We start from the raw sequence: 20,288 nt of genomic DNA, 5'->3' as shown, positions 1-20,288 counted from the left end.
GGGGATGTACATTCCAAAGCAGGCGGGGCGGCGCTCGACGATCGCGCTGTTCCTGACGCCCGCGCTGGTGGGGCTCGTGGTCTTCTGCCTCGTGCCCATCGCGGCCTCGATCGTGTACAGCTTTTACGATTACGACATTTTGGTGCCCTTTTCTCAGGCGAAGTTCGTAGGCGTAAAGAACTTCGCCCGCATCCTGACGGGGCGGGAATTTCCGCAGGTGCTCAGCCACACGCTGACCTACCTGCTTCTCTACCTGCCGTTCATCCTGCTGCTCGCCCTGCTCGAGGCGCTGGCGCTGAACCGGGGCTTTCGGGGGCGGGCGGTTTACCGCGTGATCTTCTATACGCCGGTCATCACCTCCTGGGTGGCGGCGGCCGTCGTGTGGAAGTGGGTGCTTTCGGGCAAGTACGGTCTGCTCAACCAGATGCTCGCGGCCGTCGGCATCAGCGGTCCGGCATGGCTTTCCAGCCCGGCCTGGGCGATGCCGGGCATCGTCATCGCCGCGCTGTGGAAGGACATGGGGTATTACGCGCTGATGGTGCTGGCGGCGCTCAAATCCATCGATCCCGCCTATTACGAGGCGGCGGACATCGACGGGGCGGGTTTTTTCAAAAAGCTCACCTCCATCACGCTGCCGCTGATCTCCCCGACGATGTTCCTGCTGCTCGTCATCAACGTGATTTATGGCCTTCAGGTCTTCGATTCGGTATTCGTGATGACCTCCGGCGAGCCGATCGCCATTCATACGACGGTGTTTCTGGAGCGCATCTACAACTATGCCTTCAAGCAATACAAGATGGGCATGGCCTCTGCGTACTCGTGGATCCTCTTCGCGCTGATTCTCGTCTTCACGCTCCTTCAATTCAGGCTGCAAAACAAGTGGGTGAATTACGATGCCTAAGATGATGAGACAAAGGCTGAAAACAGGCCTCTTCTACCTGGCGGTTACCCTGCTCGCGGTCGTGACGCTGCTGCCGTTTGCGTGGATGCTCTCCTCATCCTTCAAGAGCGCGGAAACCATCCGCACCCTGCCCATCCGCTGGATCCCAGAGCACCCTTCGCTGGAGGGCTATCGTCAGGTATTCCAGATGACGAGCTTTTCGTTCCCGCGCGCGGCCTTCAACAGCCTGTTCCTCGCGCTCATGTGTACGGCGGTCTCCGTCGTTTCGGCCTCTATGGCCGCGTTTATCTTCGCCAAGGTGCCCTTTAAGGGAAGCGGCAAGCTGTTCGGCCTGTTCCTCGCGACGATGATGATCCCGGGCACGGTGACGATGGTGCCCAATTACATCATCCTGCGCTACCTGCGCCTGCTCGATACGTTTACGGGGCTCATCCTGCCGTCCCTTTCCAACGCGTTCGGCGTGTTTCTAATGCGTCAGGCGATGATGACGATTCCGGATTCCTACCTGGAATCCGCCTTTCTGGACGGGGCGACGCTCAGGCGCATCTTCGCGCAGATTCTGCTGCCCATGGTCATGCCGACGCTGGCGACGATGATTCTGCTGAGCTTCATGGGTTCCTGGAATTCCTACCTCTGGCCGCTCATCGTGCTCTCCAGCAACGAGAAGCAAACGCTGCAGGTGGTGCTGGGCAACATGAATGGGCAGTACAAGAGCAAGGAGCACGTGATGATGGCGGGCGCGGTGCTCACCATCCTGCCGGTGCTCGCCGTATACCTGTGCGCGCAGCGCTATGTCGATGCGGGCATCGCGGTCGGCGGGCTCAAGTGAATTCCTGCGGGCGGGAAGTACGCCCGTGAGAATAAAATGTTGGGAGGTATCTTTCATGAAAAAGGCTATGGCACTGTTTCTTTCGCTGCTGCTTGCGCTGGGCATCCTGCCCGCGCTTGCGGAGGAGCCCGTCACCCTGACCTACGCGACGTTCTCTGCGGCGGGCGCGCAGGAGGAGACGCTCGCGAAGATGATCGCCGTCTTCGAGGAGAAGAACCCGGACATCAAGATCGACGTGCGGCTTACCGGCTTTAACGACTACTTCACCCAGCTCGCCACGCAGATCGCGGGCGGAAACCCGCCGGATGTATTCGAGATGAACATGGAAAACTTCCTCGCTTACATGCTGCGCGGGGCGACGGCGGACCTGACCGGCCTGATCGCGGATCGCAGCGCTTACAGCGAGGGAACGCTCGCGGCCTGTTCCAAGGACGGCAAGCTGTACGCCGTGCCGATGAGCTTTTCCACGGTCGTGATGTTCTATAACAAGGCGCTCTTCGATCAGGCGGGCATCGCCTATCCGACGGACGAATGGACTTGGGCGGATGAGCAGGCTGCGGCGGAAAAGATCGTCGCTGCCGGCGGAGAGGATGTCTGGGGCATCTACCAGCCCATTACCTACAACGAATTTTATAAGACCGCAAAGGCGAACGGCGGCAGCCTGCTAAACGGCGACATGACGGCCTTCACCCTGAACACGCCTGAAAACGTGGAAGTGCTCAGCCAGATGATCGACCGCGTGCGCGTGTCGAAGGTCATGCCCACCACGGAAGCCATGGCGGGCCGCGGAGACTGGGACCTCTTCACCGAGGGCAAGCTGGCGATGATCCACACCGGCATCTGGGCGTTCCCGACCTTTACGGAAAAGTGCGCTTTTGACTGGGACATCGTCGTGGAACCGGGCATTCAGCAGAAGGCGACGCACTTCTTCGCCAACGTGAACTGCGTGTCTGTGGACAGCAAGCAGAAGGAGGCTGCCGCGCGCTTTATCGATGCGATGGGCTCCGACCACGACATCGTGCAGCTGCGCCTCGACGCGGGCTGGGAGCTGCCGACGATCGCCGATCAGGCGATGCTTTCGCAGTACCTCGAGGTTACGCCGCCCGCCAACCGCAAGGCCGTGTTCGAGAGCATGGACTATGCGGCCACGCCGCCCGCGCTGAAGGAGCAGGCGGCTGTCGCGGAGATCATCGATTCGTACCTCAAGCCCATGGAGATGAACGACATGAGCGCGCAGGACGCGCTGGACGCCTGCCAGAAGCAGCTGGAGGAAGAAGAGCTGCTGTAAGACGGACATGGAAGGGCCGTGGAGTTTTTTGCTCCACGGCCCCTTCCTGTTTTGCGGCTGTTACGCTTCGATCAAGAACGTGTGCAGGCTGTGCGCGGGAATGCGGGCGGAGAAGCGAACGTCTCCGTCCTCGAATGAAAAGGTTCGCTCCCTATCCATATTGCTGCCGACGAGCAGTACGCGCGAGCCATCCGGGTTTTCAAAGGCGAGGGTGTTGCTGGTCCAGTGTCCCTGCGTGACGAGCATCCGCGCGCCCGGGCGCACGAAGTGCGCTGCGTGCTTCATCAGGTAAAACTCGGGCTGCAGCGTCAGCGCGCCCGTCTGCGGGCAAATCGTGCACAGGGAGTTCTGCGCCCAGCCCCACGTGGACACGCCGCCCTCCAGGAGCGCCATGTTCCAATAGGTATAGCGCTCGGCGCCGTGGCGCAGGTAAAACCACATCTGCCGGAAGATGTACTCCATGTGCGTCCAAGTATTCCGCCCATCGCCGCATTCGCTTTCCGTCTGCATGTAGCGCAGCTCGGGATAGCTGGCGGTGATCTCTTCCATGACGTGCTTGCCGCCCCACTGCAGCCCTACGCCCGTGATGTAGCGCCGGGCACGCTCGTCCGAGAGCACCGTGCCTGCGAACTGGTCGTAGAATTCGGAGAACGGGGCGGAGCTGCCAGGCAGCATGAAGTCGGAAAAGGGGCCGTTGATCGTGCCCAGCCAGATTTCCGTGTCCAATCCAGAGGCTTCCATGGCCGGGCCCAGGTAATCGCGGATAAAGCGACGCATGTCTTCGCCGCGCCAGAGGCAGGAGGGGAACTTTTGATCCGCCATGGGCTCGTTCTGTACGTGCACCTGCGAGACGCGGACGCCTTCCGCCGCGTAGGCTTTGACGAAGCGGACAAAGTAGTCGGCGTAGGCGGAAAGCACCGCATCCTCCATGCGGAGCCTGCCAAAGTTGTAGGCGCGCTTCGTCTTCATCCAGGTCGGCGGGCTCCAGGGCGAGGCGAAGAGCGTGAAGTCGCGCTGGCGCTTCTGCGCCTCGCGCACATAGGGCAGGGTATACTGCCTGTCGCGCTCGATGGTGAAGTGATCGAGCGCGAAGTCGCCGTCCGTTTCGTCACAGCTATACCACTCCAGGATGAAGTCGTTCGCGCCGATCGGCACCCGGCCGTAGTTGAAGCCGCAGCCGCCTTCGCTGAAGAGCTCGTCCAGAAAGGCATCCCGGTCCGCTGGCGCAGCCTTTTGAAGCGCCTCCCATCCGAGCTCGTTGAAACAGCCGCCGAATCCGAGCACCTTCTGGCGCCTCTCTCCGGTGAGCGTAAGGGCGTCCTCATCGAGCGCGGCGATGGGGGCCTGCGCCCAACGGCGCTGTTCGGTGCTTTCGATGTGCGTTACGTGCATGTATGTTCCTCCTTCGTGCGAATGAAAGCCCGACGCGCCCGCGCGGTCGAACTTTAAATGACCTTGCTGCCGTTGACGGTAAACTTAAAGCGCACGCCCAGCAGTTCTGCGGCGCGCCTGCACATCAGCATGCGCTGCAGGAAGATTTCAAAGTAATCGAGCATGGAGCAGATGCTTTCGTCCAGCGTGATATTAAGGTGCGCGGTATCCTTGGTGATTGCGAGTTCTGAGGCAATGGCCGCGTAGTTGACGCGGTCGTGGATGTCGAAAGCCGACATGTCCTTGTTGCGAACACGGCTGCGGCGCACGTCCGCCTTGTCGGCAAGAATCAGCGCGGCGGAGATGGGCGTGACGGCGGTGCCCGTCTTTTCGTCGTGATTGCCGATGGCGGCCATGACCGCGGCGATGTCCGCGAAGTCCATGCCAAGCCCCTTCAGGATTTCCCGTGCCATCAGCGCGCCGCTGTGCGCGTGATCGGTTCGGTTGACCGCGTTGCCGATGTCGTGCATGTAGCCCGCGATGCGGCAAAGCTCGATGTCGTGCGGCGGGTAGCCCAGCGCCGTCAAGATCGCGCCGCCCTCCTCCGCGACCTTCGCGGCATGCGCGCGAGAGTGTTCGGTGTAGCCAAGCACGCCTAACATGGCGTTTCCGGAGTCGATATAGGCGTTGATTTCCAGGTTACTGCGAATGTCTTCATAACGAATCAAGGCGTTTCACGTCCATTCTGCTTCAATCATACGCCTTAGTATATCACACGGATATGAAAAACAAATCAGGCCTTTGTAAATTGCCGCGCTTTTCTTCGGCGGCTCGGAAGTGCGACCGTGCTTTGGTTGACCGTTCGGCTCAGCTTGTCGTGGGGCAGGTGGCTTTGGTGCGTAAAGCCGTAGAGCGCGACGCAGTAAAGAAAGGCGGCGAATACGGCGAAGCACAGAGCGCTTATGCAGTAGGAGAGAATCATGTGCAGCCCCGGTTCGCTGCCGGCGAGGACAAAGGCGTCCAACGCATAGGAAGCGGAGGGAAGAAAGATGTAGTAAAGCGAAAGGTAGCGCAGCGCGTAGCGAGGCAGGGAGGGGACGCTGCCGCCGTCGGTGACGACGCGCAGCTTGACCACCCATTTGCCGGGCGTATAGCCCCGGGACAGCGTGGGGATGAGTACGAACCAGAGCACAATTACGACGAAACGCCCGGGTTCGCGGTCGATGTGTACCGGCAGGATCGCCACAATCAGCAGGATAAGCGTCCAATCGATGAGATAGGCGAGGCACCGGCGCGTAAGCGAGGGTCGCGTGCCCTTTTTGTAGGACTTTCGGTCCATCGCTTCCACGCTGGGCAGCACGCGCGCGCCCAGCGCCCCCAGCAAATACCCGGCGCACGCGCCCAGGGTATTGATCATCAGGTCGTCCACGTCAAAGAGACGGTAGGGACGCGGGTAGAGAAAAAAATCGCCCGTCAGTTGCGTGATTTCGATGAACAGGCTGAAGCAGAAGCCGAGTAAAGCGGTTTTCTTCAGGCTGCAACGAAAGTAGTACTTCAAATACGCGCCCAACGGCACGAACATGATCAGGTTGGCGGCTATCTGAAACAGCGCCGGAGAGCGCAGCGCAAGCGCGTAGGTGCCGGGGCTTGATATGTCGAAGCCCTTCGTCTTGCCGATGTCGAGGATTGCCTGAAATGGGACGAGCTGAACCACTGGTCCGGTCATGCTGCGAACCTTTTCCGGGTCGGGGAGCGGCAGAACCGCGAGAAAGAGCGCGCACATCAGGTAGAGGATAAACGAATACACGATGAAGATGCGAAAACCCAGCAGTGCGCCATAGCGCCGGTATTGCACGATGACGTAGGGCAGCGTGAACAGCGCTGCGATCAGGGGGAAAAGGATCAGCGCGGTTTTGATCGGGTCCCAATACGCGTTCAGCGACATATCGTCTTCATCCTTTGCGGGGAGGCGGCGAAAGGGTCGCTCTCCATGAGGTCGTCTGTTCCATTCAGACGGAATCGTCGCAGCGATTCGCCGCGAGATGATTTTCATTATACTGTGCGGGTGGAGCGGCGTCAAGAAAGAGCCCGGTTTTTAGCGGTGCAAAAGAAGAAACGAGCAAAAAGCGGCCGAGGCGCATCATGCGCCGCGACCGCCAAGCCTTCAGGGCGTCGTTTTGATCTTCTTGGGGTCCAGATGGCTATAGACGACGCCGGCCTGCGCGTCGCCTTCGCGGAGAGAAAAGAGCTCCGAAAGCGTCACGAGCTGATAGCCGCGCCTTGACAGCTCGGGGATGACGCGCTTCATCGCCTCGGCTGTCGGCGCGTGGATGTCGTGCATGAGGACGATGCTGCCGTTTTTGACGTTATCCAAAATGGCTTTTTCCGTCTTGCGCGCGCTGAGGGTGCGCCAGTCCTCCGTGTCGATGGACCACTCGGCGATCGGCATGCCGAGCCGCCGGGCCACCGCGCGCACATCGTCGTTCACCGAACCATAGGGAGGACGGATGAAGCGGACGGGCACGTCCACAATTTTCTGCACAGATTCGACCGCCTGCATGATCTGCCGCTCCATTTCCGATGCGGAAAGGGTCGTCAGCTTCTTGTGGCTCCAGGTGTGCGTGGCGATTTCGCTCCCCTGCGCGGCGATGGCGCGAATTTGATCCTCATAGTTGGAGACGCGGTTGCCCACGACGCAGAACGTCGCGGCGCCGTCATAGGCGGTGAGCAGTTCAAGGATGCCCTCGGTATACTCGCTGGGCCCGTCGTCAAACGTGAGCGCGACGACGGGACGCGAGGGGTCGATCACCCGCGTGCCGGGCTGCGCCGTGCCGGGGCGCGGCGTCAGGTGCGGCTGCACGATTTGCTGCGGCATGGGTATGCGCAGGTACGGTTCAACTTGCGCGTAGGGAAGTTCGATGAGCTGCATGCCCATGGCTTCGGGCAGGTAATCGCCGCGCGTCAGGGCGATCGCGACGCCCGTATCCGTGAGCAGCGCGTTGTCGAGCCAGCTGGCGTCCACGGGAACGGTGCGCGCCGGCAGCGTGCTTTCGGGAATCTGATCGAGCTTCGCTTCGATCAGGGCGTACACGTCCGGCAGGTGCTCGGGCAGAAAAAAGTCTTCCCCCGCGATCAGCTCCCCGGTCGCAAGGTCCGCATTAAAGGCGCGTAGAATATCGAGACTTCGCGCAAAGAACGGGCTGTCGTACCAACCGGCTTCCAGGACGCCCACGTAGCGATCCGTCAGGTAGGAGCTGTAGTGGACGGTCAGCTCGCTCTCGGCGTCTTCCGCCGGATTTGTGTACACAAGGTCTTCCAGCTCGGAGAGAAGCTGCGCATGAATGTCCTTTGCCCACTTTGAGATCGCCTCGTCCATCCGGGGGATGCCGGTGACGGGATAGGAAATCGAGGTGGAAAGGTGCACCTGATAGTCCACCAGAGACTCGCCGTAGCCTACCTGCTGCGTAAGCGGCGTATCCCCTATGGAAAAGAGGTAAGGGTTGCCGGGCGCACTGAGAGGCGCTGCGGTCGGCGCAAGCACGGCTTCCCCCGACGCCTCGAGCATGTCCGCGTGGACGTACCCTTCGAGTGGACCGAACGCCACGTGAACCCATTCCCCGTCCGAGTCCAGCACGCGAAGCCTTGAGCCATTGGCGATTCGGGCAATAACGCGCGCATCCTGCGATGGCGCGCTGCGCAGGTTCGCGTATTCTACCCCGCGGTCGACGACGGCGTCGTCCGCCCGGGCGGATATGCTGGCCGCCAGCAGGCAGAAACAGAGCAATATGGAGAGCACCGTCGGAAGGCGGCGCAGGGAAAAAGGCATGGGATCCCTCCTTCATCACATGTGACCCATCTGCCATTAGGACGAATGAGCGCGGCGATCCGTTGCAGATTCTGCCGCAATATGACAAAAAAGGGCGCGGATGCGTTCCGCGCCCCTTGACGAATCCTTAGGCTGTAAACTTTTGCACGTAGCCTACGATCAGGATGAAGAGCACGATCGCAGGCAGGATGTAGCTGACGTAGACGCGCAGGCCGCGCGGAAACTTGATCCCCTCGCCTGCGTTGGCCTCCTCCAGAAAATTGTTCCAGCCCCAGCCGTAGCGGGAGGTGCAGAACAGCAGATAGATAAGCGAGCCCAGCGGCAGCAGGTTATTGGAGACGATGAAGTCTTCCAGGTCCTGAATGTTGCCGATTTGGGGGATCGAAAGGCCGCTCCACACGTTGAATCCGAGGATGCAGGGCATCGACAGCACGATGATGGCCACCAGGTTGACGCACACCGCTTTCTTCCGGCTCCATCCCCACAGGTCGATGGCGAAAGAGATGATGTTTTCAAAGACCGCGATGATCGTGGTCAGCGCCGCAAAGGACATGAAGATGAAGAAGAGGGAACCGAAGAACCTTCCGCCCGGCATTGCGTTAAAGAGGTTCGGCAGCGTCACGAAGACGAGGCCGGGGCCTTCGCCGGGGCTGACGCCGAAGGCGGAGCAGGCGGGGAAGATGATGAGGCCCGCCATGATCGCCACGAACGTATCCAGACAGGTGACGCTGACCGCCTCGCCCATCAGAGAGCGGCTTCGCCCGATGTAGCTGCCGAAGATCGCGATCGCGCCGATGCCCAGGCTCAGGGTAAAGAACGCCTGCCCCATGGCCGCAAACACGACCTCAAAAGCGCCCGCTTCCATCATCTTGCCAAAGTCGGGCATCAGGTAAAAGCGAAGGCCGTCCCCAGCGCCGGGAAGCGTGACCGATCGAACGACCAGCACGACCATGACCAGCAGCAGGCAGGTCATCATGACCTTGCTGACCTTTTCCACGCCGCCGCGAAGGCCGCGCGAGCAGACCGCAAAGCAGGCGAGCACGACCACGACCATCCAGAACGTCATCGGCCCGGGGCTTGCCAGCATGCCGTAAAAGACGTCGCCCACACCCGCGGCGTCAAGGCCCGTGAACTGGCCGGTCGCCATCTTGAAAAAGTAGCTGAGCATCCACCCGCCGACCGTGGTGTAGAACATCATCAACAGGTAGTTGCCGGCCATGGCGCCGTATCCGTACCAGTGCCACTTCGTGCCCTTGGGCTCCAGCACGTTAAAGGAGCGCGCGGCGCTTTGCTGGCTGGCGCGGCCCACGGAAAATTCCATGACCATGATCGGCAGGCCGAGCACCAGCAGGAAGAACAGATAGACCAGCACGAAGGCGGCGCCGCCGTACTTGCCCGTGATGTAGGGGAAGCGCCAGACGTTTCCGAGCCCTATCGCGCATCCTGCGGAGATCAAAATGAAGCCCAGACGCGATGCAAAACGTTCTCTTTCTTTCATCGGAATGTATGCCCCTTTGTATTTGTTGTATTACAACGACAGATCAAACGTGACGGAGGAGACTGCGTCCTCATAGGTGTAAATCTCGATGGAGCTCCTCTCGCCCAGGGAGATTTCGTAGCTGGAACCGCTCTTTTCAAACGTCACGCCGGACAGCGCGTTTTCCAGGTCCGCCGTGGACATGCCCACCTTGATGCCGCCCGGCAGCTCGAAGTCCACCGTCGTGCCATCCACGCGCAGATGGGTGACGAAGCAATACTCGCGCGGCATGGCGGTTTTCTGAGGGTTCTTGAGATAAACGTCGAGCGGATAGCCGCCCAGCAGCAGCGTGGGGCCGCCCATGATGTCCGAATCGCCCGCCGCGATTTTGGCGGCGCTGTTTTGACGCAGGACGGTCAGGCCGTTTTCAAGAAACACCTTATAGGGAACCGGCATCTTGTAGAGCACGCCGTTCAGGCGGAACACGCCGCTGGTCAGATCGGTGCCCAGCGCTTCGGGCGCGGCGTAGGATGCGATGTCCGCAGGTTCAGAGACCTCGGCGGCGTAGGCCGCGTCGTTGTAGCCCTCCGGCGTCACGCGATAGCTGAACTCCAGAGAGGTGAGAACGCCGTCTTCAAACTGCGTGCCCATGTCCACGAGGCTGCCATCGCCAAAGTCCAGGCTCGTGTAGCTCGTTCCCTCGTACAGTCTAGCGGCAGGGCCGACGGCGGCCAGCGCCTCGTCCTGCGTGGTCTTGCCCAGCTCCAGCGTCCCAGCGATGAGGGTTGCGCCGTTCTTCATGTCGGAGGCGCTGACCCGAACGCCGCTGACGAGGCAGTCGGACACGGTCTTGACGTCGATGCCCAGGTTGATGACGTCCAGTGTCACGCGCACCCCGTCCAGCTTGGCGGTCAAAAGGGTATAATAGTTGGGCCCGAGTTCTTCCGCAAGGTCGCTCTCCTCGAGCACGAAGCCGTCGCTGATGAGATCGCTCAGCGGCACGGGCAGGGAGTATTCCTTGCCGCACAGGGTGATGGGCGCCTGAAACCAGGGCGTCGCCGCGTCCTCGCCGAACGCGGGCAGCGCAAAGCAGAGCAGGGCCAGAGTGAGCATGCAGGAAAGCAGTCTTTTCATCGGTTTTTTCCTCCTCATTGTCTTCGCACAGATGGCACGAAATGTTGGCGACCGCGCCATTGGCATCAGTTTAGCAAACCGGCGGGATGGTGTCAATGCATCCTGAAAAATCCTGCCGGTAGTTCCCAAAGCTGCGCAAAAAACGGGGCGGAAAAACAGGGGTTTGTCTTGACAGAACAGCGCCGGTTTGTTATCATATATCGGTAAGCCGCTCGGGATAGGTCTGTCTAAATGCCATTTTCGGCTGCCTTTATCCCGGCGAGTCCATAATTGGGAGGTGCTATCCGTGTACGCTATTATCGCTACCGGTGGCAAACAGTATCGCGTTGCGCAGGGCGACGTCATCTACGTGGAAAAGCTTGACGCTGCCGAGAATTCTTCTGTGAGCTTTGACGTGCTGCTCGTGGAAAAGGACGGCGACCTGAAGGTCGGAACGCCCGTCGTCGAGGGCGCGAAGGTCGAGGGCAAGGTCCTTCAGCAGGGCCGCGGCGAGAAGATCACCGTCTTCAAGTACAAGTCTAAGAAGAACTACCGTCGCAAGCAGGGTCACCGTCAGCCGTTCACCAAGGTGGAAATCACCGGCATCAACGCCTGATGACCACCGTTGAGGTTTACCGCGGGGAAGACGGACGGCTGTGCGGGTTTCGCGCGGCGGGCCATGCGGACGCTGGGACGTACGGGCACGACATCGTCTGTGCCGCCGTCTCCGCGCTGACGCAGACTGCGGTAAACGCCCTGGAAACGGTCGCGGGCGTTAAAACCCGCCCGACCGTAGACGAGGAAGAGGGTCTGCTCGAATGCCTTTTGCCGGGTGGGCTTGAGGCCGCGCAGGCGAGGACTGCGGACGTCGTGCTTCGCACGGTGACGCAGGGACTGATGGACATCCAGACAACCTACCCGAAGCATGTACGGGTACTGTTTAAAGAATGGAGGTAAGACAATGCTTACGATGAATTTGCAACTGTTCGCCCATAAAAAGGGCACCGGTTCTTCCCACAACGGCCGCGACAGCGAGGCCAAGCGCTTGGGCGCGAAGCGCGCGGACGGTCAGTTCGTTCTGGCGGGCAACATTCTGTACCGTCAGCGCGGCACGAAGATCCATCCGGGTCAGAACGTCGGCCTCGGCAATGACGATACGCTGTTTGCGAAGATCGACGGCGTGGTGCGCTACGAGCGCCTTGGCCGCGACAGGACGCAGTGCAGCGTCTATCCGAAGGCGCAGTAACAGAAGACGTAAAGCAGGGGTTGTCATGGTGAAAGCTGAAAGGGCGTTCATGCGTGATGGCCTCTCTTTTTTATTTGTGCGCGGGAGTAAGGGAGGAACGGCAGGATGGTAGGAACGCTCATTAACGTGGCGGCGATCCTCGCGGGCAGTCTGATCGGGCTTTTGCTGCGGGGCGGCATCAAGCAAAAATTTCAAAACACGGTCATGCAGGGGCTTGCGCTTTGCGTAATGCTGATCGGCGTCAGCGGCGCGCTCAAGACGATGGACAGCATGATCGTCATCGTCAGCGTCGTGCTGGGTGCGCTTGCGGGGGAAGGCATCGACATCGAGCGGCACCTGGAAAACCTGGGCGCGCGCGCTCAGCGCATTTTTTCCGGGAACGGCGGGGATCAGAGCTTTGCGCAGGGGTTTGTCACGGCGAGCCTGGTGTACTGCGTGGGGGCGATGGCGATCGTGGGCGCCATGGATTCAGGCCTTCGGGGCGATCACAGCACGCTGATCGCCAAGTCTGCGCTGGACGGCGTCAGCGCGGTCATCTTCGCCTCCACGATGGGGCCGGGCGTGATGCTTTCCGCCCTGGCGGTCTTTCTCTACCAGGGAATGATTGTGGTGCTCGCGCAGTACGTCGCGCCGTTTCTGACGGAGCTGGTCATCTCCGAAATGGCGGCGGTCGGCGGCCTGCTCATCCTGGGGATCGGGCTGAACATGATGAACCTGTGCAAGGTGCGGGTGGGCAATCTGCTGCCCGCGATGTTCATGCCCATCGTCGTGGTGCCGCTGATGCACTGGATCGAAGGAATCCTATAACCAAAGGGCTTCGCGCTAATTCTTGCGCGAAGCCCTTTGGTTTAGGAAGACACACCGTCAGTATTCCTTTTCTTCGTACCGCCTGCAATGCACGTACTTGGAAACCGCGCTGCGCTCGGCGGTTACGCCGGAGAGAACGGTTTGCAGGTACGCGGGCAGGAACTGGTCGAACTTGACTTCAAGCACTTCCTTGATGTCGTCGAAGACCGGGTAAGTGGGCAGGTTAGGATTAAACAGATCGTCGCTGTAAAGGCCCGTGCGCAGCTGCTTGTCGAACGTGATGCGCACCTCCTGCGCGTCCGTGATGTAAGCCTCGCGGATGTAGTCCACGATCACGACGGGATGCAGAAGGCGGGTGCGCATCTGTACAAACATCTCGCGCAGCAGCGGATGGCGCATGTATTCCAGGCCGGAGGGATCGCCCGCGATGATCTGCTCGGCCAGGTCGCGCGGGATGCGCACCGACTGCTTGGAGATCAGATCTCCGATCTTCTGCTTGCACTCCAGACGGATCAGGCGGTCGGAGAAGTTGTAGATGCGGATGCGGTACTTCTTGCGGTTGCCCACGCCGGCGATTTTCTCGTACAGCGCGTCGTCCTTGTAGGTGTCGAAGTAGAGCGAACGAATGTGGTATTCGTTGTCCGCGTTGCCGTTCGGATCGCGCATCAGCATGCCGTCCAGCACCGAACGCAGGTATACGAGCTCCGCCGGGTTGATGAGGTATTTCAGCTCGTGACGCAGGGGATAGGTGGTGATCGCCATGGCGGGCCTCCGTTAATTGCCCGCTTCGGACTGGCAGGCGATCAGTGTGGCGTTGTGCACGCCTTCGATGTCGAGCATCCGGTTTACGATGTCGCTGCGCTCGCCGAGCTGCACCTCGACCGTCAGCTCCACGCCGCCGCGGCTGACGACCTTGGAGCGCAGGCGGCGGTTGCGAATGCGCGAAACCGTGCCGTTGACATCCTGCTCTACGTCCTCGTCGTAGTGCACCACCAGCAGATAGGTGTTGGGGCTCTTCATCCGCACGAACGAGAGGATCAGCATCGCCAATGCGATGCCCGCGACGACGACGAGCGCGATCATGTACAGCTCTGCGCCCAGCAGGATGCCCATCGTCAGCGCCCAGAACATGTAAGCGGTGTCCATGGGATCCTTGACCGCGGTGCGGAAGCGGACGATGGAAAGCGCGCCGACCATGCCCATCGAAAGGGCGATGTTCGACTTGATGCACATCACGACGGGCGTCGTGATCATGGTGAGCATGATGAGGGTCGTCGCGAAGCTGGGGCTGAACAGCACGCCGCGATAGGTCTTGCGGTAGACGAAGGCGATGATCAGACCGACCAGTAGGCCCATCGCCAGCGCGATGACCATCTTGAGCGGGGTGAGCTGAGCGAACTGGTCGGAGAACCAGTTCAGCACGCCGGCGTCGGATTGGATGATGCTTTTCATTGGGGTTCCTCCTCGTGTCGTAAGATAGTGAATTTTAGATGGCGTCTGCGGGCATCTCAGGCCGCGGCCCGAAGTATTCCGTCATCTTTGTTTCGGAAAGCTGGAAATACTCCTGCACCATGCCCCAGAAGATGTTCGGACGCTTTTTCATGACGTTCTTGGCGCGCGCGATGCGCGTCTGCCAGTAGGATTTTGCGCCCGGACCGTTCTTGGGCTGGTCGAAGCTTATTTTAGGGTGCATTTCCGCGGCCCAGCGGTCGAAGTGCATGTCCATCTCTGGCGCAATCTCGGCGGTCATTTCGTCGAGCAGGGAGATCATATTATCCGTCGTCAGCACAGATTGAAAGACATCCCCGGCGCGGCGTAGGAATTGATCCTCTATTTCTGGAACTTTCAGTAGGTTGTAAATAAGAACATTTGATTTGATTTTAAAAGAGCCCATGCCCTTTTCATTGAGCACAAAAGATGGGCCGCCTGCTTGGGAATTGTAGAGCCCCCAGTCCACGTCGTAGAGCACGTAGCGCCACTTGCCGTCCTCCTCGTCGCTCTTGTAAAAGCGGATGTTGCCGGGGTCGGTGTTGCCGAAGAACATCTCGAAGAAGAAGTAGTCGATCATGTTGTCCAGATCCACGCGGTCGAGCACGTATTGCAGCGCCTCGGGGTCGCTTGCGAGGTCGTGGTTTTTCACGTATTCCACGAGGTCCTTGTAATCCTTGTTGGACCCCTGGTTGACCTGCGAGGAGCTCGTGCCGTCGGATTCCAGAATGTCGATGGCGTCCGGATTCGCCCAACCCTCGTGCTGCGCGATCATCGCCGCGCCAACGCGCTCACGCATGTTGTAGTGGCCCCAATATTCGCCGTTCAGATAGACGATTACCGGACGCCAGGCCTGCGTGACGACGGAGGAGCCGGATTGCTCGACCAGACGGGCCTGCAGGCCATCCAGCACGCGGGTGTAGAGGCCGTCCTGCCCGCCGTTTCGAAGGACGAACGCGTGGTAGGAGGTATAGGGCCTGTCCTCGAAGAACGCGTAATTGAACGCGTCCACGCCGAACTGCGCGTCCGCGCGCACGGCGAAGGACTTCTGCGGCATGTCCAGGGAGAATTGCCCCATGACGTGGAAGTTCATGCCCTGGGAAATCTGCTGCACGCCCTCCGTGTCGTAGTATTCGACGTAGCCCGAATAGTGAGGCTTCTTCCAATACGTTGCTTTTTTCCACGGGGTTTTCTGCTCTTCGCGATTGAGTTCGGGTCCGTCCGCCAGCATGCCGGTTTCCTCGTTCCAGACGTTGTCCGGATCGGTCACCAGCGAGACGACGGGCATGGAATGGTAGGTCGAGATGAAGAAGGTCTGCGTCTCGATCTGCGAGCCCTCCAGCCCCGGCTGATAGGCGCGGGCGCGGATGACCGTCGTCTGCGAGACGGGGATCGGCCCTTCGTAGAGCGTGGAATACTGGTTGGGATCGGAGCTGTCGGTCGTGTAATACACGCTCGCCCCCTCCGGCACCTTGATTTCCACCTCGATCGGGCGGTCGTTCATGCCGCCGCGGGTTATGAACTCGGGCGCTTCGCTGAACCCTTCAAAGCCGCCCTGGTTGGGCTCGCCGGGCGTGGGCGTGCTGTAATAAAAAAGGCCGTAGCGGCCGAGCGTTCTACCATAAGACACGTCACTGTAGAGCGGCGGCGTCACAATTTTATCCAAAACCTTGCCTTCGGGGGTCGAGAGGACGACCGTTTCGCCGCCGACGTTCAAATTGAAATTCGCGTAGAGAACCGTATCGGTCGCGAGCGACAGGTTCGCCTTTTCACAGTAGACGAGCACATAACCGTTCGCGGGAATCGTGATGTCGGGGAAGCGCCACTTGCGCGGCTTCTTCACGTTGTCGGACAGGCCGTAATCCTTGAGGTTCACGGCCTGTCCGCCCATGTTGTAGATTTCGATGTAGTCGTACTTGCCCTGAACGCCGGGCAGCGAGGTAGTCCGGTTGGAGGACATGACCTCCGTGATGAAAAGGCCGGATGTATTCGCAGCGATGAGGCGCTGATCCATGATCAGCGCGCTCTCCTGCGTATTGGATAGTCCGGGCGTGGGCTGGCGGAACGTCCTGAAGTTGCCGGTGCCGTCAGGGCTGCGGCCCCAAGAGGTATCCGCTTCGAGCAGATCGTAGGTCACCTTGTCGAGAAGCCTGCCCTGAATGTCGGAAAGCACCACCGTTTCCCCATTGGAACGCAGCTTGAAGCGCGCGTGCGGCCAGCCTCCCTCGACCGCCTCGCGGTCTTTTCCGGAGGCATAGACGACGTAGTAGCCGTGCGGCTCGATCACCGTTCCCTGCGGGAAACGGAATTTGAGCGGGCTGGCCGGGTCGTCGGACAGCGCGTAATTTGACAGGTCGATCGTGCGGGACGAGGTGTTGTAGATCTCGATCCAGTCAGGGAAATCGCCGTCTTCATCCTGCAATACGCTGACGTTGGAAGCGACGATTTCGTTGATGACCAGCACGCCTGTTTCAAGGTACGAGGAGGCGAGAAACTGAGCATACCCTTCCTGCGTATTCTCATACCCCGGGGTGTACATGTCGGTGATGATGAAGCCCTCGTCCGTTTTCGCGTAGGAGGTGTCCGAATCCATCGCGGGAATCTGAATGCTTTCCATCACAACGCCGTCCGGGCCGAAGAGCACGACGCTGTCGCCTACTGAGGAGAGCTTGAACTTGGCGTGCAGGGGCTTTCCCGCTTCAGAACGGGTTTCGTCCGACGCGAAGACGACGACGCGTCCGCCGGGCTCGAGCGTCATCTTGGGGAAGACAAAGGCGATCTTTGTTTCCCTGTCGGAAAGGCCGTACCCGTCCAGGTCGATCGGGGCGTCGCCCTCGTTCGTCAGCTCGATCCAGTCGGGAAAGCTGCCCGTTTCATCCGGATACGCCGTCCTGTTGGAGGACATCGCCTCCGTGATGTGCAGCGACGGATCGCCGGTGCTGGCCGCCGCGTCGGTCTCCGTGCCGGACACGTTGGCGGAGGCGACCTTCGTCGGCTCCTTCGGCGCGACGATGACGAATACCGCCAGCACGGCAGCAAACAATACGATGCTCAGCACGATGCCCCTGGGATGCTTCGCCCGCGCGCCGCGTCTGCCCTTTGCGGGCGGCGAGGTCTGAGAGCGGTTTGATCGCATGTGAAAAATTCCACCTTTCTGAGGTCCTGAAAGCGGCGCAATCCCGCCGCTTTCTGTCGTAAGCTCAAGACCGCGGGAAGCCGCCTGCCGAACTTCTAACTTCTATTATACCACACAACAATAAGACGAGCCAATACCTCGATGCGTTTCACATGAAAAGAATCTTTTTTGTCCTTTTTGGCCTTCGGATGCATAGGCTGAAAGGACGGTGAACCGCCGCGCGGGGCGTGGGGCGCAAACGCGCGGCGAAACGCCGGATGGTGGGAGGGGATAGGCCTTGCGTTTGGGGCTCGTGCTATGCGGAGAAGGGGTCGCGGCGGCGGCGAACGCGGGCGTCCTGCGGGCGCTCTCGGAGCGGGCGGTCGACGTGCACGCGGTCAGCGGCGCGGGCAGCGGGTCCATCGCCGCCGCGTTATTCGCGATGGGACTTTCGCGCGATGAAATGCAAAACGCCGCGCGGCGCGCGGCGAAGGAAAAAAGGCGGCTTCTGGATTATCCGCTGCCCGGTTCGGGACGGACGGACGGCATGCTGCAGGGACGGGGAATCTCCCGATTTCTGCTCTCCATCACGAAGGGCGCGGCGATGAGCGATTGCGTACGTCCGCTCGCGGTGCCCTGCCTCGCGGCGCTGTCGGGCAAGACCCTCGCCTTTACCTCGCTGCCGGGCATGCGTTCACGCAGCGTGGTCTTCACGCGGGAGGCACCGCTCTGGTTTGCGGTACGGGCGGCGATGAGCACGCCGGGGCTCATCGCGCACGTGGAGTGGATGGAGGTGCCTCTCGTGGCCGTTCAGGAGGCATCCGGCTGCGTTCAAGCGCTCCTTTCCATGGGTGCGCAGGAGATTTTGCTCGTTTCACCGCGATATCAGGCGCCGCGGACGTGCGACGCCTTTACGCTGAGCGCCCTGTGCAAGGCCCACTGTTTTGAACGGCCGGCGGAGGAACGCGTGCATGTGATCGCGCCGGAGCTGCCTCAGGGGATCGGCGCGCTGTCACTGGACGCTTCGGACGCATGCGAACAGGCCGGATATGCGGCTGCGGCACAGGCGCTGGACGGGCTGCTCGAAAGCTGGGGTATGCAGGGCGCGCGCGTACTGCCCTTTCGGCGGCGTGACTGATCAGCCGACGGGCTGCACGGGCTCGGTAATGACGCCGTCGCGTACGTAGACGTATTCAAACACGGCGCCGTACTCCCGGCCGCCCACGCGTGTGGACAGCCGCAGGGCGTACTGCCCGGCGGGCACAAAGTCGCCCGAATCGTCCTTGCCGTCCCAATAGAAGAGGGACGCCTCCGGGTCGAGCGAGATCGGCCGTGACGAGGCGGAGCGCGCGAGGCGGCGCACGCGTTTGCCGCCGACGGTGTATACGTCCAGCGTGAGCGAGACGGGGAAGTCATGACGCGCCTCCACGGTCAGCTCGCGCCCGCCGCCCAGAATGAGGGACAGCGGCGCGTACAGCGAAAGCTGCGGGTTGCCGACGATGGGCTGCACACAGAGCAGCCGGCTTTCGTAGACCTCGGGGCCGCGGTCGGACTCCGCGATCACCTGCAGCAGCGCGTAGCCCGCCGCGTCCGACGAGAGCGAATCGACGGAGAGCGAGAGCGTGCGTTCCTTGCGCCCGGCGCTGACGAGCCCGTCCTCATTTTCCGTGCTGTCCAGAATGCGCTGGGCATTTTCCCACATCCAGCGTCCCTGCTGATGATAGACGATCTGATAGGAAACGCGCATGTCTTGCGTGGCGGTGAAGGAGAACGTGAGCGTGGGGTCGTCGAAGGAAAGGATGGGGTTGCCGAGCGAAAAATGGGAAATAAGCGGCGAACGCGCGTCGGCGGGCTCATCAGGGTCGTAGGCGACCAGGGCGAAGTCGTCGGATTCAGGGAAAAACTGCGCGGTGGAGGTGCCGTTGCTGCGGAGCAGATAGTCGTGCAGCTCGCGCAGCGTGATGATTCCGTCGCGGTTTTGGTCCGCGCCGTATTGCCCGTGCGGCGTCAGCGCGCGGGAAAGGGCCAGCGCAAAGTAGGACGAGCCCAGAAGGCCGTATTCGTCGCTCGCGTTCCAGTAGAAGGCGTCCTCATTGCCGCCGCTGGACGTGATGACCTTATATCCTTCCTTGTTGAGCGGCAGGGTCATCGAGCGTACGACGCTGACGGGCATGCCCTTGCCGATGAACGCGCCCGAATTGCAGGCGTCCAGAATGACGACTTTGGTGCCGGGCACCCTGTCCAGAAAGGCGGCGAGCTGGCCCGCGGTGATCGAATCCTCGCTTGCGCCGTCGCTGAGCAGCAGCCGGGCGGGGTCGTCGGGGCGCGCCGGGTCGTAGATGCCGTGCGTGCTCAGGTAAAAGAGCGACGTATCGCCTTCTTCCGCGTCGGCGAACGCGTTTTCGATCGCTTGACCCAGCGCGGTGACGGACGAGATCGTGCCGTTTTCGATGGAGATGGATTCAGGGGAGGCGCTCTGCGCGAAAGCGCCGGAGAGCAGGCGCACGTTGTTGCTGGCCGACGGGGCGATGCTGTCCGCCGAGAGAAAGTTTTCGCAGGCCACGAAGAGCGCACGAAAACCGCCCTCGCCCAAGGCGGACGCGGGCAACAGCAACAGCACCACGAGCAGCGAGGCACAAAAAATATGACGCAGGAGCGTTTTTGTTCGTATGACGCGTTGCGGCATGCTTTCGCTCCGATCTTCCGTTTGTTAAACAGACAACATTATATCGTATTCCATAGAATGTTGAAAGCGAACATCCCATAAAAAGAACATGAGAAAAGAACCCAGCGTATCTCCTATATGTTATACGCTCGAAGGGGCCTA

18 protein-coding genes are annotated in these 20,288 nt (G+C 60.7%); 8 read left to right on the top strand and 10 right to left on the bottom strand.

Annotated elements, in window-relative coordinates; translation table 11 throughout:
* Positions 1–4 precede the first annotated feature (4 nt).
* Genes C1725_RS13460 through C1725_RS13450 form a run of 3 tightly spaced genes read left to right on the top strand, consistent with a single transcriptional unit; the run spans position 5 to position 3,018 of the window.
* Entirely contained in the window at positions 5–901 is an 897-nt protein-coding gene (locus C1725_RS13460) for an ABC transporter permease subunit (protein WP_102412099.1), read from the top strand.
* 1 nt (position 902) lies between these two features.
* Positions 903–1,730, top strand: coding sequence for a carbohydrate ABC transporter permease (locus tag C1725_RS13455; RefSeq protein WP_346026672.1), 828 nt, complete (start codon positions 903–905; stop codon positions 1,728–1,730).
* 55 nt (positions 1,731–1,785) lie between these two features.
* The gene (locus C1725_RS13450) at positions 1,786–3,018 is read left to right on the top strand and encodes an ABC transporter substrate-binding protein (protein ID WP_346026671.1); all 1,233 of its coding nucleotides are present in this window, start codon (positions 1,786–1,788) and stop codon (positions 3,016–3,018) included.
* A 60-nt stretch (positions 3,019–3,078) separates the two neighbouring features.
* On the opposite strand, the gene C1725_RS13445 is transcribed toward C1725_RS13450, so the two are convergent.
* From C1725_RS13445 to C1725_RS13420, 6 genes are all read right to left on the bottom strand, one after another.
* Positions 3,079–4,410, bottom strand: a complete 1,332-nt coding sequence (locus tag C1725_RS13445; protein WP_102412096.1) for a glycoside hydrolase family 30 beta sandwich domain-containing protein — start codon at positions 4,408–4,410, stop codon at positions 3,079–3,081.
* Between the two features lie 53 nt (positions 4,411–4,463).
* Entirely contained in the window at positions 4,464–5,117 is a 654-nt protein-coding gene (locus C1725_RS13440) for an HD domain-containing protein (protein ID WP_487042805.1), read from the bottom strand.
* 65 nt (positions 5,118–5,182) lie between these two features.
* A complete protein-coding gene (locus tag C1725_RS13435) occupies positions 5,183–6,334 on the bottom strand; it encodes a VanZ family protein (RefSeq protein WP_346026670.1) in 1,152 nt (383 codons plus the stop codon).
* Positions 6,335–6,553: 219 nt separating this feature from the next.
* On the bottom strand, positions 6,554–8,215 hold the full coding sequence (locus tag C1725_RS13430) for a divergent polysaccharide deacetylase family protein (protein WP_102412094.1): 1,662 nt from the start codon (positions 8,213–8,215) through the stop codon (positions 6,554–6,556).
* Positions 8,216–8,342: 127 nt separating this feature from the next.
* Entirely contained in the window at positions 8,343–9,713 is a 1,371-nt protein-coding gene (locus tag C1725_RS13425; protein WP_102412093.1) for a sodium-dependent transporter, read from the bottom strand.
* A 30-nt stretch (positions 9,714–9,743) separates the two neighbouring features.
* A complete protein-coding gene (locus C1725_RS13420) occupies positions 9,744–10,826 on the bottom strand; it encodes a hypothetical protein (protein WP_102412092.1) in 1,083 nt (360 codons plus the stop codon).
* A gap of 286 nt (positions 10,827–11,112) precedes the next feature.
* On the opposite strand from C1725_RS13420, the gene rplU reads away from it, so the two are divergent.
* The 4 genes from rplU (at position 11,113) to C1725_RS13400 (ending at position 12,858) form a co-directional block, all read left to right on the top strand.
* Positions 11,113–11,421 carry a 50S ribosomal protein L21 gene (gene rplU / locus C1725_RS13415; protein ID WP_102412091.1) on the top strand — a complete coding sequence of 103 codons (309 nt, stop codon included), beginning with the start codon at positions 11,113–11,115 and terminating at the stop codon, positions 11,419–11,421.
* Positions 11,421–11,762 carry a ribosomal-processing cysteine protease Prp gene (locus C1725_RS13410; protein WP_102412090.1) on the top strand — a complete coding sequence of 114 codons (342 nt, stop codon included), beginning with the start codon at positions 11,421–11,423 and terminating at the stop codon, positions 11,760–11,762. Before rplU ends, C1725_RS13410 begins: the two co-directional genes overlap by 1 nt.
* Before the next feature lie 4 nt (positions 11,763–11,766).
* Positions 11,767–12,051: a 50S ribosomal protein L27 gene (gene rpmA / locus C1725_RS13405; protein WP_102412089.1), complete on the top strand. Its 285-nt coding sequence runs from the start codon at positions 11,767–11,769 to the stop codon at positions 12,049–12,051.
* Between the two features lie 105 nt (positions 12,052–12,156).
* On the top strand, positions 12,157–12,858 hold the full coding sequence (locus C1725_RS13400) for a DUF554 family protein (protein WP_102412088.1): 702 nt from the start codon (positions 12,157–12,159) through the stop codon (positions 12,856–12,858).
* 57 nt (positions 12,859–12,915) lie between these two features.
* Here the strand turns inward: C1725_RS13400 and C1725_RS13395 are convergent, their stop codons facing one another.
* Genes C1725_RS13395 through C1725_RS13385 form a run of 3 tightly spaced genes read right to left on the bottom strand, consistent with a single transcriptional unit; the run spans position 12,916 to position 17,482 of the window.
* Positions 12,916–13,620, bottom strand: a complete 705-nt coding sequence (locus tag C1725_RS13395; RefSeq protein ID WP_102412087.1) for a VTC domain-containing protein — start codon at positions 13,618–13,620, stop codon at positions 12,916–12,918.
* Positions 13,621–13,632: 12 nt separating this feature from the next.
* Positions 13,633–14,310, bottom strand: a complete 678-nt coding sequence (locus tag C1725_RS13390) for a DUF4956 domain-containing protein (RefSeq protein ID WP_102412086.1) — start codon at positions 14,308–14,310, stop codon at positions 13,633–13,635.
* A gap of 34 nt (positions 14,311–14,344) precedes the next feature.
* The gene (locus C1725_RS13385; RefSeq protein WP_102412085.1) at positions 14,345–17,482 is read right to left on the bottom strand and encodes a lamin tail domain-containing protein; all 3,138 of its coding nucleotides are present in this window, start codon (positions 17,480–17,482) and stop codon (positions 14,345–14,347) included.
* 277 nt (positions 17,483–17,759) lie between these two features.
* Between C1725_RS13385 and C1725_RS13380 the strand changes: the two genes are divergently transcribed.
* Entirely contained in the window at positions 17,760–18,599 is an 840-nt protein-coding gene (locus C1725_RS13380; protein ID WP_102412084.1) for a patatin-like phospholipase family protein, read from the top strand.
* Here C1725_RS13380 and C1725_RS13375 read toward each other — a convergent pair whose 3' ends face one another.
* Positions 18,600–20,147 carry a CHAT domain-containing protein gene (locus C1725_RS13375; protein ID WP_102412083.1) on the bottom strand — a complete coding sequence of 516 codons (1,548 nt, stop codon included), beginning with the start codon at positions 20,145–20,147 and terminating at the stop codon, positions 18,600–18,602.
* Positions 20,148–20,288: the final 141 nt, after the last annotated feature.

It is taken from the genome of Beduinella massiliensis (assembly GCF_900199405.1).
GTDB lineage: Bacteria > Bacillota > Clostridia > Christensenellales > Aristaeellaceae > Beduinella > Beduinella massiliensis.
The sequence above is the reverse complement of the archived record's forward strand: the minus strand, read 5'-3'. Positions and strand labels throughout refer to the sequence as shown.